Raw genomic sequence first — 15233 nt, 5'->3', positions numbered from 1 at the left:
CCTGCGGGTGCCATGCTACCGATCGGCGCTCGAGATAACACAAGATGACTTCTTGGGAGATACGCCTGATGACCCTCAAAGCCCTCTTTGCGGCCAGCGCCACGGCCGCGTTGCTGCTCGCGCTGCCGGCCAGCGCCGCCGAGCTCACCATCGGCTTCTCGCAGATCGGATCGGAATCCGGCTGGCGCGCGGCCGAGACGTCGGTCTCCAAGCAGGAGGCTGCCAAGCGAAAGGTCAATCTCAAGATCGCCGACGCGCAGCAGAAGCAGGAGAACCAGATCAAGGCGATCCGCTCCTTCATCGCGCAGAATGTCGACGCGATCTTCCTTGCACCTGTGGTCTCGACCGGTTGGGACTCGGTGCTGAAGGAAGCCAAGGAGGCCAAGATCCCGGTCGTGCTGCTCGACCGCGACATCGATCCCTCCGGCAAGGAGCTCTATCTCACCGCCGTGACCTCGGACAGCGTGCATGAAGGCGAGGTTGCCGGCGACTGGCTGGCCAAGACCGTTGGCGGCAAGGCCTGCAACGTCGTCGAATTGCAGGGCACGGTCGGCGCCAGCGTCGCCGCCAACCGCAAGAAGGGCTTTGACACCGCCATCGCCAAGCATGCGAACCTCAAGGTGGTGCGCAGCCAGACCGGCGACTTCACCCGCGCCAAGGGCAAGGAGGTGATGGAGAGCTTCATCAAGGCCGAAGGCGGCGGCAAGTCGATCTGCGCCGTCTATGCGCACAATGACGACATGATGGTCGGCGCGATCCAGGCGATGAAGGAAGCCGGCCTCAAGCCGGGCAAGGAGATCCTCACCGTCTCGATCGATGCGGTCCCCGACATCTTCAAGGCTATGGCCGCCGGCGAAGCCAACGCCACCGTCGAGCTGACGCCGAACATGGCCGGCCCCGCGCTCGATGCCGTCGCGGCCTTCAAGGACAAGGGCACGGTGCCGCCCAAGTGGATCCAGACCGACTCCAAGCTCTATACAGCGGCCGACGATCCGCAGAAGATCTACGACAGCAAGAAGGGCCTCGGTTACTGAGGCGGCGCCGCGCTGGACCGCTCCCCCGTGGTCCGGCGCTCCCCCTTCGAAACCGCTGCGCGAACGAATAGGCTGGGTGTCCGCGGCATAAGCGGACGCCGGTGGGAGTGACGTCGTTATGGAGAACAGCCCCGATCCTGCTCCTTCCCTGCTGGAGGTGCGTGGGATCAGCAAAAGCTTCGGTGCTGTGCGTGCGTTGCAGGAGGTCGACTTCACGCTTCGTGCCGGCGAGATTCATGCGTTGCTCGGTGAGAACGGCGCCGGAAAATCCACGATGATCAAGGTGATCACCGGCGTATTCCCTCGCGATGCCGGCATTGTCCGGCTCGGCGGCGAGGAGGTCGCGCCGCGCTCGGCCAAGGCCGCGCTCCAGGCCGGTATCGCCACCGTCTACCAAGAGGTCAATCTGCTGCCGAATCTCTCGGTCGCGCAGAACCTGTTCCTCGACCGACAGCCGATGCGCTTCGGCATCGTACGTGAAGGCGAGATGCGGCGTCGCGCCAAGGCGCTTCTCACGGACTTCGGCCTCGATATCGACGTCGCCGCGCCGCTCGGCAGCTATTCCGTCGCCATCCAGCACGTCACCGCGATTGCGCGGGCCGTCGATCTCTCCGCGCGCGTGCTGATCCTGGACGAGCCGACCGCGAGCCTCGACCGTCACGAGGTCGAGATTCTCTTCGGCATCATGCGCCAGCTCGCCAAGCGCGGCATCGGCATCGTGTTCGTCAGCCACTTCCTCGATCAGGTCTACGAGATCTCCGACCGCATCACGGTGTTGCGCAACGGCCGCCTGGTCGGTGAGCGCGAGACCGCCTCGCTGCCGCGGCTCGAGCTGATCCGGATGATGCTCGGCCGCGAGCTGGCCGAGACCACCAGCGCCCGCGCGTCGGCGGGAGAGCATCAGGCGCGCGAGGTCTGCGCGAGTTTCGAGAACTACGGCAAGGCCGGCTATGTCGCGCCGTTCAATCTCGAGCTGCGCCATGGCGAGGTCGTGGGTCTCGCCGGCCTGCTCGGCTCGGGCCGGACCGAGACGGCGCGGCTGGTGTTCGGCGCCGAGCGCGCCGATGGCGGGCAGGCGAGGGTGGAGGGGGCGCCCGTGCGGCTGCAGTCGCCGCGCGACGGCGTGCGCCACGGCTTTGGCTATTGCCCGGAGGAACGCAAGACCGACGGCATCGTCGCCGAGCTCACCGTGCGCGAGAACATCGTGCTCGCGCTCCAGGCCAAGCGCGGCCTGCACCGGCCGCTGTCGCGCCGCGAGCAGGACGAGATCGCAAGCCGCTACGTCAAGATGCTCGACATCCGCCCGCCCGATCCGGAGCGCGCCGTGGGGCTGCTGTCCGGCGGCAATCAGCAGAAGGTGCTGCTGGCGCGCTGGCTCGCGACCTCGCCGCGCCTCCTGGTGCTGGACGAGCCGACCCGCGGCATAGACGTCGGCGCGCATGCCGAGATCATCCGCCTGATCCGCGAGCTCTGCGACGACGGGCTGGCGCTGCTCGTGATCTCCTCCGAGCTGGATGAGATCGTGACCTATTCCGACCGCGTCGTCGTGCTGCGCGACCGCGCCCATGTCGAGGACCTCGCGGGCGAGGCGATCGACGTCGGCAACATTCTCGCGGCCATTGCCGCCGATGGAGCCGCTGTCGCGCATGAGGGCCGGGCATGACAGCGCTGTTGCCGCGCCGCGGCCTTGCCCAGATCCTCGCGTTGATCGTCATCCTGGCGGTTGATCGCATCGTGTCGCCGCAATTCTTCGATCTGCGCCTTCAGGACGGCCGGCTGTTCGGCAGCCTGATCGACGTGCTCAACCGCGGCACGCCGGTGGCGCTGCTTTCGCTCGGCATGGTGCTGGTGATCGCGACGCGCGGCATCGATCTGTCGGTCGGTGCGATCATGGCCATTTCCGGCGCGATCGCGGCGAGCCTTGCCGACACTCACAGTCTGGCCGTGGTCCTCGCGGCCGCGCTCGGCGCTGGCCTGATCTGCGGGTTGTGGAACGGATTTCTCGTCGCGGTGCTCGGCATGCAGCCGATCGTGGCGACGCTGATCCTGATGGTGGCAGGACGCGGCATCGCGCAGCTCATTACCGAGGGGCGTATCGTGACCTTCTCCTCGCCGGATCTGGTCTGGCTTGGCAATGGCGCGGTGCTCGGCGTGCCGATGCCGGTCGTGATCGCCTTGGGCATGCTGATTCTCACTGGCGCGGTGGTACGCGGCTCGGCGCTCGGATTGCTGATCGAGGCAACCGGCGGCAACGCGCGGGCGAGCGAGCTTGCTGGCGTCGGCACGCGTGCGATGATCCTGGCTGTCTACGTCTGGTGCGGCATCTGCGCCGCGCTCGCCGGCGTGATCGCGGCGGCCGACATCATGGGCGCCGATGCCAACAATGCCGGCCTCTGGCTCGAGCTCGACGCCATCCTCGCGGTGGTGATCGGCGGCACCTCCCTGTTCGGCGGCCGTTTCAGCCTCGTGCTGGCCGTGCTCGGTGCGTTGATCATCCAGACCATGAACACCGGCATTCTGCTGTCCGGCTACCCGCCCGAATTCAATCTGCTGGTCAAAGCGGTGGTGGTGATGACGGTGCTGCTGCTGCAATCGCCGAAATTTTCAGGGGTTGCCGGCATCGCCGCGCGGCTGCGGAGGTCCAAAGCATGAAAGGCCTGCCGCCCGTCCTCATCACCGCCATCGTGCTCGTTGCCGGCTTTGCGCTCTGCGCCGTGCAATTCCCCAACATCGCCTCGACCCGCGTGGTCGGCAATCTCCTCACCGACAACGCCTTTCTCGGCATCGTCGCGACCGGCATGACCTTCGTCATCATCTCCGGCGGCATCGACCTCTCGGTCGGCTCGGTGATCGGTTTCACCACGGTGTTCGTCGCGCTTGCGATCGAGCGCTGGGGCGTGCCGCCGCTGCTTGCCTTCGTCGCGATCCTCGCGCTCTCGGCGGCCTTCGGAGCGGCGATGGGCGCGGTGATCCATGTCTTCGACCTGCCGCCGTTCATCGTGACGCTGGCGGGGATGTTCCTGGCCCGCGGCGCGAGCTTCCTGCTCTCGACGGAATCGGTGCCGATCACCGCGCCGGTCTATTCCACCGTGTCGGATTTCGCGCTGCGGATGCCCGGCGGAGGGCGATTGACGGCGATTGCCATCATCATGCTCGTGATCGTGATCGGCGGCGCCTTGCTGCTGCATCTCACCCGGTTCGGCGCCAATGTCTATGCGCTCGGCGGCAGCCGGGCGACCGCGAGCCTGATGGGCGTTGCCGTCGGCAAGATGACGGTGAGGATCTACATGCTGTCGAGCCTGCTCGCGGGCATCGCCGGCATCGTGTTCTCCTTCTACACTAGCGCCGGCTATTCGCTCTCCGCCGTCGGCGTCGAACTCGACACCATCGCGGCCGTCGTGATCGGCGGCACGCTGCTCACGGGCGGGCAGGGCTCGGTGATCGGCACCTTCCTCGGCGTGCTGATCCAGGGCCTGATCCAGACCTACATCAATTTCGACGGAACGCTGTCGAGCTGGTGGACCAAGATCGCAACCGGCGTGCTACTGTTCGCCTTCATCGCCTTGCAGCAGGGGCTGGTCGCGCTCGCGCGGCGGCCGGCGGCGAAGCGCGCAGGAGCAGCCACATGACGTCGCGCATCGTCGTCATCCCGACGCGCCGGGCTCACTCCAACCATGCGGAAGTGGCCCGCTCGATCGGCGTCGACATCATCGCCGGCCGCTACGCCGAGGGAACGCGCCTGCCTGGTGATGCCGAGATGATTGCGATGTTCGGCGTGTCGCGGCCGGTGCTGCGCGAGAGCGTGAAGACTCTGGTCGCCAAGGGGCTGCTCACCACCAAGGCCCGCGTCGGCACAGTCGTACGCGAGCGCGCCGCCTGGAACATGTTCGACGCCGACGTGCTGGCCTGGCATCTGGATGCCGGCATCGACAAGCGTTTCCTCAACGACCTCGCCGAGATTCGCCTCGCGGTCGAGCCGCGTGCGGCCATGCTGGCGGCGGCGCAGCGGTCCGAGGACGACCTCGCCGAGCTCCGTCGTTGCATGGACCGCATGCGGTTTGAGGCTTCCGATTCCGTCGGCTTTGCCGACGCCGACCTCGCGCTCCATGTTGCGGTGGCGCGTGCTTCGGGCAATCTGTTCATGCGTTCGATCGGCCACGTCATCGAGGCCGCCCTGCGCGCCTCCTTCCTGCTCAGCGCACCGGTCGAGCCGGAGGACCGCGACACCGTGCTGCTCTGGCACCAGAAGATCGTCGATGGCATCGCCGCCGGCGACGCCCAGACCGCCTCGGAAGCGATGGTTTATGTCATTCACAACGGTATGCGCCGCCACGAGGCCGAGGCGCTGCCGTCCGCGGATATTGGAGAAAAAGCGTGACCGAACTTCGCATTGCCATCGTCGGCTTCGGCAAGATCGCGCGCGACCAGCATGTCGGTGCGATTGCTGCGACGGCGGGCGCGACGCTCGCGGCCGTCGCGAGCCGCAACGCATCGCTGCCGGGCGTGCCGCATTTTGCGACCATCGAGGAACTGCTGGAAAAGGGACCGCCGATCGATGCCGTCTCGCTCTGCACGCCGCCGCAGGTACGGCGCGCCCAGGCCGCCGCGGCGCTCGCTGCCGGCAAGCACGTGATGCTGGAGAAGCCGCCCGGCACCGGCGTCGCCGAGCTCGACCCGCTGATCGCGATGGCGGAGGAAGCCAAGCGAACGCTGTTTGCGACCTGGCATTCGCGCTATGCTCCCGCGGTCGAGCCGGCGCGCGAGTGGCTTCTCACGCGGCAGATCAAGTCTGTGCACATCAACTGGAAGGAAGACGTTCGCGTCTGGCATCCCGGGCAGGGCTGGATCTGGGAGCCGGGCGGGCTCGGCGTGTTCGATCCTGGCATCAACGCGCTCTCGATCCTGACCCGTATTCTGCCCCGGCCGGTGTTCGTCACCGCGGCCGAGCTGGCCTTTCCAGCCAATTGCCAGGCCCCGATCGCCGCGAACCTGACGCTGACCGACATTGGCGGCCTGCCTGTGACCGCCGAGTTCGATTTCCGCCAGACCGGACCGCAGAGTTGGGATATCCTCGTCGAAACGGACCAGGGCCAAATGACGTTGTCCGGCGGCGGCCGGCGCATGGCGATCGACGGCAAGACCGTTGCCGAGGCGCCGGACCAGGAATATCGCGAGCTGTACGGGCGCTTCGTCAAGCTCACCGCGACCGGCGCGCGCGACGTCGACCTGGCGCCGCTGCGTCTCGTTGCCGATGCCTTCCTGCTCGGCAAGCGTAACATCGTCGAACCGTTTGTGGACTGAACATGGCTGGCTCAAAAATAACAAAAGACATCTTCGGAACGCTGCCGGACGGCCGCAACGTCGAGCGCATCGTGCTGCGCGGGGAGGGCGGGTTCGAAGCCCGCATCATCACCCATGGCGCGGTGATCCAGGCGCTCATCGCACCGGACGCCAAAGGCGGTTACGACGACGTCGTGCTCGGCCATGACGCGTTCGCCGGTTATCTCGCCGAACGAAAGTTCTTCGGTGCCACCGTCGGCCGCTACGCCAACCGCATTGCCAACGGACGATTTTCGCTGGACGGCGAAACGGTGCAGCTTCCGGTCAACAACGGTCCGAATGCGCTGCACGGCGGCCTCGACGGGTTCGATCGCAAGCTCTGGGAGATAGCCGCCATCGATGACGGCGCGGAGCCGGGCGTCACGCTCACCTATTCGAGCCCGCATGGCGAAGAAAACTATCCCGGCCGGCTCGACGTGCGCCTGACCTATCGCGTCACCGGCCCGGCCGAGCTGTCGTTGACGATGGAGGCGCGAACCGACCGTCCGACCATCGTCAACCTGACCAATCACAGCTTCTTCAATCTGGAAGGCGCGACCTCAGGCACGCCCATTCTCGACCACAAGCTGACGGTCGCCGCCGAGCATTTCCTCGCCATCGATCCCACCGCCATTCCGTTGCCTGAGCCGCCGCGCGCGGTGGCCGGAACGCCGTTCGACTTCCGCGACGGCGAGGCCGTCGGCGCGCGCATCCGCGAGAGCGATCAGCAGTTGCGGAACGGCAAGGGCTACGACCATACCTACTGCCTCGGGCGTGACGGCAAGCTTGCTTTCGCGGCCCGGCTGGAGGCGCCGCGTTCGGGGCGCATCATGGAGCTCCTGACCAATCAGCCCGGCCTTCAGGTCTATTCCGGCAACTATCTCGACGGCACGATTTCGGGCAAGGGCGGTAAGCTCATCCGGCAGTCGGATGCCATGTGTCTCGAGCCGCACATCTGGCCGGATGCGCCGAACCGGCCGGATTTCCCGAGCCCGCGCCTCAATCCCGGCGAGGTCTACCGCCATCACACGGTCTATCGCTTTGGAGTGAGGACGCCATGATGGAAGAGGTGCCGACCTCGGTTCTCTCGGACGATCCATGCCATCTCGGCGAGGGGCCGACCTATGATTTGAGCAGCGACACGGCCTGGTGGTTCGATATCCGTGAGGGGCGGCTGTTCGAGGCCCATCTCGGCAGCGGCAGCATTCGCGTCCACGCGCTCGGCCGGATGGCGAGCGGTCTCGGGCGCATCGACGCCGAGCGCCAGTTGATCGTCGCCGAAGACGGCCTCTACGTCCGCAAGCTCGCTGACGGCGCGTTGACGCTGGTCTGTCCGCTTGAAGCCGACAATCCCGGGACGCGCTCCAACGATGCCCGTGTGCATCAGTCCGGCACGTTCTGGATCGGCACCATGGGCCGCAATGCGGAAGCAGGAGCCGGCGCGATCTACGCGTTCCATCGCGACAAGATCTCGATGCTGTTCCCCCGCATCACCATTCCCAATTCGATCTGTTTTTCACCTGATGGTGCGACCGGCTACTTCGCCGACACCGCGCGCGCCGTGCTCTACGCCGTTCCGCTTGATCCGGCGACCGGCTTGCCGCGAGGCGAGCCGGACGTTCTGTTGCGCCACACCGGCATCGGGGGCCTCGACGGCTCGGTGTGCGACGCCGACGGGCAGATCTGGAACGCCTGCTGGGGTGCGGGCCGGGTCGATGTCTACTCTCCGCAAGGCGAGCGCCTGCGCTCGCTGCGCGTGCCGGCAAAGCAGTCGAGCTGCCCGGCCTTCGTCGGCCCTGATCTGTCACGCCTCCTCGTCACCTCGGCCTGGCAGGATATGGACGCGGCGGCGCGCGCTGCCGATCCGCAAGCCGGCTGCACTTTCCTGTTGCAGGCATCTGCGCGTGGCCGCGCGGAGCCTGACGTCAAGCTCGCATAGGAGGCTCGAAGCCGCACACGACCAACGTTCTCGACGAAACGAAGAAACAGTCTGACACCCAAGGGAGTAAAACATGCTGAAACTGAAGACGACATTCCTCGCGCTGGCGCTGGCCGGCGCAGCGACGATGGCCTCAGGCGTCACCGCCTCCGCCCAGGATAAGGCGACGGTCGGCATAGCCATGCCGACGAAATCGTCGGCGCGCTGGATCGACGACGGCAACAACATGGTCAAGGTGCTGAAGGAGCGCGGCTACAACACCGATCTGCAATATGCCGAGGACGACATCCCGAACCAGCTCTCGCAGGTCGAGAACATGGTAACCAAGGGTGCGAAAGCGCTGGTGATCGCCGCGATCGACGGCACCACGCTGTCCGACGTGCTCAAGCAGGCGAAAGCAAAAGGCATCACCGTGATCGCCTATGACCGCCTGATCCGCGGCACGCCGAATGTCGACTATTACGCGACCTTTGACAATTTCCAGGTCGGCGTGCTGCAGGCGGAATCGCTCGTGCAGGGGCTCGGCCTCAAGGACGGCAAGGGCCCATTCAACATCGAGCTGTTCGGCGGCTCGCCCGACGACAACAACGCCTACTTCTTCTACAACGGCGCGATGAGCGTGCTGAAGCCGTACATCGACAGCGGCAAGCTCGTCGTCGTCTCCGGCCAGATGGGCATGGACAAGGTCGCGACGCTCCGCTGGGACGGCGCCACCGCACAGGCGCGCATGGACAATCTGCTCAGCGCCTACTACGGCAACAAGAAGGTCAACGCGGTGCTGTCGCCCTATGACGGCCTCTCGATCGGCATCATCTCATCGCTGAAGGGCGTGGGCTATGGCAGCGCCGGCCAGCCGATGCCTCTTATCTCGGGTCAGGATGCCGAGGTGCCCTCGATCAAGGCGATGCTGCGCGGCGATCAGTACTCGACCATCTTCAAGGACACCCGCGACCTCGCCAAGGTGACCGCCGACATGGTCGACGCCGCACTCGCCGGCAAGCAGGTCACCGTCAACGACACCAAGACCTACGAGAACGGCGCCAAGACGGTGCCGTCCTATCTCTTGAAGCCGGTCGTGGTCTACAAGGACAATTGGGAGAAGACTCTGGTCGACAGCGGCTACTACAAGAAGTCGCAGTTCCAGTAAGCTTCTTTCTTTCCCCTCTCCCCGCTTGCGGGGAGAGCCTCTTCTCCCTCTCCCCGCAAGCGGGGAGAGGTGAACTAGCAGCGATCGAGGGATGTGAAATCATGACCGTCATGCTGGAGATGCGCAACGTCAGCAAGAGCTTTTCAGGCGTGCAGGCTCTGCGTGACGTGAACTTCTCGGTCGAGGCCGGGCAGATCCACGCGCTTGTCGGCGAGAACGGTGCCGGCAAATCCACACTGATGAAAGTGCTCAGCGGCGTCTACCCGGCCGGCAGCTACGAGGGCACCATCGTCTTCGAGGGCGAGGAGCGCCGCTTCCGCGACATCAACGATTCCGAGGCGCTCGGCATCATCATCATCCACCAGGAGCTGGCGCTGATCCCGCTGATGTCGATCGCGGAGAACATCTTCCTGTCGCATCCGCCGTCAAAATTCGGCGTCATCGATCGCGACGAGGTCTACCGGCGCACGCGCGAGCTGCTCGCGCAGGTCGGCCTGAAGGAATCGCCGGATACGCTGATCACCGACCTCGGCGTCGGCAAGCAGCAGCTGGTAGAGATCGCGAAGGCGCTGTCCAAGCGGGTGCGGATGCTGATCCTGGACGAGCCGACCGCGAGCCTCAACGAGGCCGACAGCGCCGCGCTGCTCGAACGCCTGATGGCCTTCCGCGAGCAGGGCATCGGCTCGATCCTGATCTCGCACAAGCTCAACGAGGTGGCCAAGGTCGCCGACCACATCACCGTGCTGCGCGACGGCCGCACCGTCGACAGCATCGACTGCCGCAGCGAGCCGATCCAGGAAGACCGCATCATCCGCAGCATGGTCAACCGCGATCTCGCCCATCGCTTTCCCGAGCGCAGCGCGAAGATCGGCGCGCCTGTCCTGACCGTCGAGAACTGGTCGGTCTATCACCCCATTCATCCCGAGCGGCAGGTGATCAAGAACGTCAATTTCGGCGTGAAGCGCGGCGAGGTCGTCGGCATTGCCGGGCTGATGGGCGCCGGCCGCACCGAGTTTGCCATGAGCCTGTTCGGCCGCTCCTGGGGCACCACTATCAGCGGCCGGATCCGGCTCGAGGGCAGGGAGATCGTGCTGCCGAGCGTCGCGGCTGCGATCGACGCCGGCCTTGCCTATGTCACCGAGGACCGCAAGCAGCTGGGCTTGATCCTGGCCGATGACGTCCGCAAGAACATCACGCTCGCCAGCCTCGACCAGGTCGCACCCGGCCGGGTGATCGACGACATCGCCGAGCTGAAGGTTGCCAGCGACTACCGGAGCCGCATGCGCATCCGCTGCTCCGACGTGTACCAGGAGACCGGCCAGCTCTCCGGCGGCAACCAGCAGAAAGTGGTGCTGTCGAAATGGCTGATGACCGATCCCAAGGTCCTGATCCTGGACGAGCCGACCCGGGGCATCGATGTCGGTGCCAAATACGAGATTTACTGTATCATCAACGAGCTTGCGGAGGCCGGGCGCGGCGTCGTGGTGATCTCCTCGGAGATGCCCGAGCTGCTCGGTATCTGCGATCGCATCTGCGTCATGAACGACGGCGCCTTCGTCGGGGAGTTCAAGGGCGCAGAGGCGACGCAGGAGAAGATCATGCGCGCCATCATGCGCAACGAACGAAGCAACGGAAACGGCGTGCCTGAGGCCGCGGAGATGGGAGGATTGCAGCCATGACCGACAAGACGGTGTCGCTGCCCGAGGAGCGCCGGACCGGCAGCTTCATCAAGAACAATTTGCGCAATTACGGCATGCTGATGTCGCTGATCGCGATCATGCTGTTCTTCCAGGTCATGACCGGCGGCACGCTGCTCCAGCCGCTCAACCTGACCAATCTGGTGCTCCAGAACAGCTACATCGTCATCATGGCGCTCGGCATGCTGCTCGTGATCGTCACCGGCCATATCGACCTCTCGGTGGGGTCGGTCGCGGGCTTCGTCGGCGCGGTCGCCGCCCTGCTGATGGTGACGTACAAGGTCGACTATACGCTCGCCTTCATCGCCTGCCTCGTGGTCGGCGCTGCGATCGGCGCGGCGCAGGGCTATTGGGTCGCGTATTTCAAGATACCATCTTTCATCGTGACCCTGGCCGGCATGCTCGTGTTCAAGGGACTTGCGCTGGCGGTGTTGCAGGGGCAGTCGCTCGGGCCGTTTCCGCCGACTTTCCAGAAACTGTCATCGGGCTTCATTCCGGAGTTCCTGCCCGAAGCGGGCACGCTGCATCCGACCTCGATGCTGATCGGCGCCGTGCTGGCGCTGGGGCTGGTCTATGCCAGCGCCAAGAGCCGCGCGCGCGAGCAGTCGCACGGCATCGAGGTTGAGCCTTACGCGTTCTTCCTCGGCAAGAGCGTGGTGCTGGCCTGCGCCGTGCTCTACTTCACCTACCTGATCGCGACCTATCGCGGCCTGCCGAACGTGCTGGTGATCATGAGCGCCTTGATCGCGCTCTACGGCTTCGTCACCCGCCGCACCGTGATCGGCCGGCAGATCTATGCGGTCGGCGGCAACGCCAAGGCGGCAAGCCTGTCGGGCATCAAGACCGAACGGTTGACCTTCCTCACCTTCGTCAACATGGGCGTGCTCGCGGCTCTCGCCGGCCTCGTCTTTGCCGCGCGCCTCAACACCGCGACGCCGAAAGCGGGCCTCGGCTTCGAGCTCGACGTCATCGCTGCCTGCTTCATCGGTGGCGCCTCGGCCTATGGCGGCGTCGGCCGCGTCGGCGGCGCGGTGGTCGGCGCCATGATCATGGGCGTGATGAACAACGGCATGTCCATCCTCGGCATCGGCATCGACTATCAGCAGGTCATCAAGGGCCTGGTGCTGTTGGGCGCGGTGTGCATCGACGTGTATAATCAGCGGCGGTAAGCGCAAAATCACGTCGCGGGGGAGGCTCTGGCGCCGCCCCGCCAGGCGACTACAATTTTCGTCAATTTCGATCATGGCATCGCGACCGGAACCGATGCCTCGCGATGACCATGATTTGGGGGCTAGATCCGGGGGTGCCGAGCAGGGCACGGGCAGGGCAGCACCAGTGGCGGCTCATATCCACGAGATGACAGACGATGAATTTGAGGGCCGGCTTCGCATCCTCTTGCGCATCGTTTCCGCCTGCACCCTCGGGCTAGGCTCCTTTGCTGCAGGTTTATTGATCGGCGCCTTTGTTCTGTTTTGAACGAGGCGATTCACTCCAGAGCCTCGGAGCGAGAGGCGCCGGCGCGTCTTGTTGATCTAGATCAACCGATCGCCAATTCCGTGCTAATCTCATGTGGTCGACGCAAGGGACCACGGGGAACCTGAGTGACGAGTACAGTGAGGTCATCGCCGGCTTCGGAAGTGATGCTGGTCTCGACTTTGCCGGCGTTGCAGCTGATCTACGACACCGCCCCGATCGGGTTGGCCTGTCTGTCGCCGGACTGCCGCTATTTGCTGATCAACCAGCGTCTGACCGAGATCTGCGGCATATCCATCGAAGGCCATCTTGGACATACGGTCAGGGACTGCGTGCCGGCCCTGGCGGGTTCCGTCGAGCAGATTGTGCGCTCGATCGTCGCGACGGGCGAGCCCGTGATCGGTATCGAGGTGGCGGGGCAGCGGGCCGATCAGGTCGAGGAGCGTTCCTGGGTTACTTATTGGCACCCGCTGCGAATGCCGGATGGCGAGATTGTCGCGGTCAACGTGGCGGCGGAGGAGATCACCGAACGCAAGCGCGCCGAGCGGGAGATTCACAGCGCCAGGGACGCCGCCGAGACCGCGCTTCGCCATCTGCGCGATATCCAGGACACCCTGATCGAGGCGGAAAAGCTGGCGGCGCTCGGGCGCATGGTTGCCGGTGTCGCGCACGAGATCAACACGCCGCTCGGCAGCAGTCTGACGGTGGCATCGACGCTCCAGCGCAAGGCGGAGCAGTTCGCGGCGGAGGTCGCGCGGGGTAATCTCAAGCGCTCGACACTGACGGGGTTTCTGGAACTGGTCAGCGATGCGTCGGCGCAGCTGGTCACGAATCTCGGTCGCGCCGCCGAGCGGGTGCAATCCTTCAAGCAGGTGGCGGCTGACCAGACCGAGTCACTTCGGCGCAGCTTCGACGCAGGCGAGCTGACCGGCCAGGTTCTGTCGCAGTTCGAGCGGCAGTTGCGGGTGCGCGACATCGCGTTCAGCCTCCACTGCGAAACGAATCTCGCCATGGACAGCTATCCCGGGCCTTTCGGCCAAGTGCTCACCAACCTCGCAGTCAATGCGATGACGCACGCGTTCTCCGATGGTGAGACCGGGACGATCAACGTCTCGCTCCGTGCGGTCAATGATGACCACGTTGAGCTGCTGTTTGCTGATGACGGCTGCGGCATGGCTCCCGATGTGGAACGGCGGGCCTTCGACCCATTCTTCACCACGCGCCGGCACGACGGCGCCAGCGGCCTCGGTCTGCATATCGTGCACAGCATCGTCGTCGACCGGCTGGGTGGGCAGCTCCGGCTCGAGAGCCTGCCCGGCGCGGGGACGCGGTTTCAGCTCATCCTGCCGAGAATAGCGCCCGACCGGCGATAGCTGATCGTCTCCTCATCGGTAGTGCCCGGCTACTGCGTCGTGAACAGCACCGTCGCGATCGCGACGGAGAGGCTCACCGCCGATACCGTCGCCACCGTCGACAGCACGCCCATGCGCCGGAGCGCGATGGCGAAGGCGATGATGATGGGTGTCGCGGTCATTAGCCCGATCTGTGCATCGCTCATGTCATTGCTCACCGCTCTTTGCGAACCCTGAGTCTGTTCGTACCGCGCTCCGGCGAGCGGGACGTTGCGTCGGCGCAAACATCTCCGCCGGTGGCCCCCCAGTTTGTCCTGCGACAAATTCCGAACTGGACGGTTGAGCTAAGTCTGGCCGGTGTCCTGATCCGGAAAGACGATGTCTGCGGCCGATTGCGAACAACAGGGAACCGGCTGGGGAATCTTGGAAGATCTCCCCGGCGATCCCATGATCTGGGTGCTGATCTTCAGCGAGCTCGTCGCCTTCGGCCTGTTCCTCGGCGCCTTCGTCGTTGCCCGGGCGATCCATCCCGTTGTGTTCGCGGCTGGGCAGGCGGCGCTCAACGCGAATCTCGCCGGCCTCAACACAATCGTGCTGGTGACCAGCGGCTGGGCCGCGGCGAGGGCGACCAGATCTGCGCGCGCCAGTGAAAAGCGGGCATCGCGCCGCTGGCTACTGATTGCCATGGCGCTCGGCGGCTTCTTCATCGCCATCAAGCTCGCCGAATATGCCGAGGAGATCGGTCGCGGCGTTGGCCTCGAGACCAGCCCGTTCTTCACGCTCTACTTCCTCCTGACCGGCTTCCATCTCCTGCACGTCTGCCTCGGCATCATCATCCTTGCCGTGGTCTGCCGCCGCGCCGAGATCTCGGGCGTCGAGACCGGCGCCGCCTTCTGGCACATGGTCGATCTGGTCTGGATCGTCATGTTCCCGATCCTCTATCTGGTGCGCTGATCATGCCCGGCCGTCTCGACATCACCTGGCTCGTGCTGATCGGCCTCGCGCTGGCGACGGTGCTGCTGCCACAGCTGGTGCCGAGACCGCTGCTCGGCGACGCTTTGTTGCTGACCTTCGCCGCCATCAAGGGCCGCCGCATTGCGCTTGATTTCATGGATCTCCGCGCGGCGCCGGCGCTCTGGCGCGGTCTGGTGAGCGCATGGATCCTCATCGTGGTGTTGTTTGCCTGGCTCGCCTCCGCCGTCATCGCATTGATCTGACGCCGTCAACGCAGCGCTCATTGCGCCCGGACAAAGACCCGTCGGCACCAATCGG

General features: G+C 65.4%; 15 protein-coding genes. 14 read left to right on the top strand and 1 reads right to left on the bottom strand.

Annotation, left to right across the window (positions count from 1 at the left end):
- The first annotated feature begins 68 nt into the window (after positions 1–68).
- The 12 genes from ytfQ to ACVJ5M_RS33855 all read left to right on the top strand — a co-directional run bounded on the left by ytfQ (position 69) and on the right by ACVJ5M_RS33855 (position 13982).
- Positions 69–1034, top strand: a complete 966-nt coding sequence (ytfQ, locus tag ACVJ5M_RS33910) for a galactofuranose ABC transporter, galactofuranose-binding protein YtfQ (protein ID WP_063984486.1) — start codon at positions 69–71, stop codon at positions 1032–1034.
- 118 nt (positions 1035–1152) lie between these two features.
- Complete coding sequence (locus ACVJ5M_RS33905; RefSeq protein ID WP_063984485.1) at positions 1153–2697, top strand: sugar ABC transporter ATP-binding protein; 1545 nt, start codon at positions 1153–1155, stop codon at positions 2695–2697.
- Positions 2694–3686, top strand: coding sequence for an ABC transporter permease (locus ACVJ5M_RS33900; protein WP_063984484.1), 993 nt, complete (start codon positions 2694–2696; stop codon positions 3684–3686). Before ACVJ5M_RS33905 ends, ACVJ5M_RS33900 begins: the two co-directional genes overlap by 4 nt.
- The gene (yjfF, locus tag ACVJ5M_RS33895) at positions 3683–4663 is read left to right on the top strand and encodes a galactofuranose ABC transporter, permease protein YjfF (RefSeq protein ID WP_071915510.1); all 981 of its coding nucleotides are present in this window, start codon (positions 3683–3685) and stop codon (positions 4661–4663) included. The genes ACVJ5M_RS33900 and yjfF overlap by 4 nt, the downstream gene beginning before the upstream one ends.
- Positions 4660–5412, top strand: a complete 753-nt coding sequence (locus ACVJ5M_RS33890) for a FadR/GntR family transcriptional regulator (protein ID WP_028150313.1) — start codon at positions 4660–4662, stop codon at positions 5410–5412. The genes yjfF and ACVJ5M_RS33890 overlap by 4 nt, the downstream gene beginning before the upstream one ends.
- Positions 5409–6335, top strand: coding sequence for a Gfo/Idh/MocA family protein (locus ACVJ5M_RS33885; protein WP_063984482.1), 927 nt, complete (start codon positions 5409–5411; stop codon positions 6333–6335). Before ACVJ5M_RS33890 ends, ACVJ5M_RS33885 begins: the two co-directional genes overlap by 4 nt.
- Before the next feature lie 2 nt (positions 6336–6337).
- A complete protein-coding gene (locus tag ACVJ5M_RS33880; protein ID WP_063984481.1) occupies positions 6338–7414 on the top strand; it encodes an aldose epimerase family protein in 1077 nt (358 codons plus the stop codon).
- The gene (locus ACVJ5M_RS33875; RefSeq protein ID WP_354099403.1) at positions 7414–8292 is read left to right on the top strand and encodes an SMP-30/gluconolactonase/LRE family protein; all 879 of its coding nucleotides are present in this window, start codon (positions 7414–7416) and stop codon (positions 8290–8292) included. Before ACVJ5M_RS33880 ends, ACVJ5M_RS33875 begins: the two co-directional genes overlap by 1 nt.
- A gap of 73 nt (positions 8293–8365) precedes the next feature.
- Positions 8366–9439, top strand: coding sequence for a multiple monosaccharide ABC transporter substrate-binding protein (chvE, locus tag ACVJ5M_RS33870; protein ID WP_354099340.1), 1074 nt, complete (start codon positions 8366–8368; stop codon positions 9437–9439).
- Between the two features lie 101 nt (positions 9440–9540).
- On the top strand, positions 9541–11118 hold the full coding sequence (gene mmsA, locus ACVJ5M_RS33865) for a multiple monosaccharide ABC transporter ATP-binding protein (RefSeq protein WP_063984478.1): 1578 nt from the start codon (positions 9541–9543) through the stop codon (positions 11116–11118).
- A complete protein-coding gene (mmsB, locus tag ACVJ5M_RS33860; RefSeq protein WP_063984477.1) occupies positions 11115–12305 on the top strand; it encodes a multiple monosaccharide ABC transporter permease in 1191 nt (396 codons plus the stop codon). Before mmsA ends, mmsB begins: the two co-directional genes overlap by 4 nt.
- A gap of 471 nt (positions 12306–12776) precedes the next feature.
- Positions 12777–13982, top strand: coding sequence for a sensor histidine kinase (locus tag ACVJ5M_RS33855; RefSeq protein WP_084795230.1), 1206 nt, complete (start codon positions 12777–12779; stop codon positions 13980–13982).
- A gap of 29 nt (positions 13983–14011) precedes the next feature.
- Here the strand turns inward: ACVJ5M_RS33855 and ACVJ5M_RS33850 are convergent, their stop codons facing one another.
- Entirely contained in the window at positions 14012–14167 is a 156-nt protein-coding gene (locus ACVJ5M_RS33850) for a hypothetical protein (protein ID WP_085965373.1), read from the bottom strand.
- Between the two features lie 172 nt (positions 14168–14339).
- On the opposite strand from ACVJ5M_RS33850, the gene ACVJ5M_RS33845 reads away from it, so the two are divergent.
- Positions 14340–14915 carry a cytochrome c oxidase subunit 3 family protein gene (locus ACVJ5M_RS33845; RefSeq protein ID WP_063984475.1) on the top strand — a complete coding sequence of 192 codons (576 nt, stop codon included), beginning with the start codon at positions 14340–14342 and terminating at the stop codon, positions 14913–14915.
- Positions 14916–14917: 2 nt separating this feature from the next.
- Positions 14918–15178 carry a cytochrome C oxidase subunit IV family protein gene (locus ACVJ5M_RS33840; protein ID WP_063984474.1) on the top strand — a complete coding sequence of 87 codons (261 nt, stop codon included), beginning with the start codon at positions 14918–14920 and terminating at the stop codon, positions 15176–15178.
- The last annotated feature ends 55 nt before the right edge of the window (positions 15179–15233 follow it).

The sequence above is a fragment of the Bradyrhizobium sp. S3.7.6 genome (assembly GCF_054061875.1).
The sequence above is the reverse complement of the archived record's forward strand: the minus strand, read 5'-3'. Positions and strand labels throughout refer to the sequence as shown.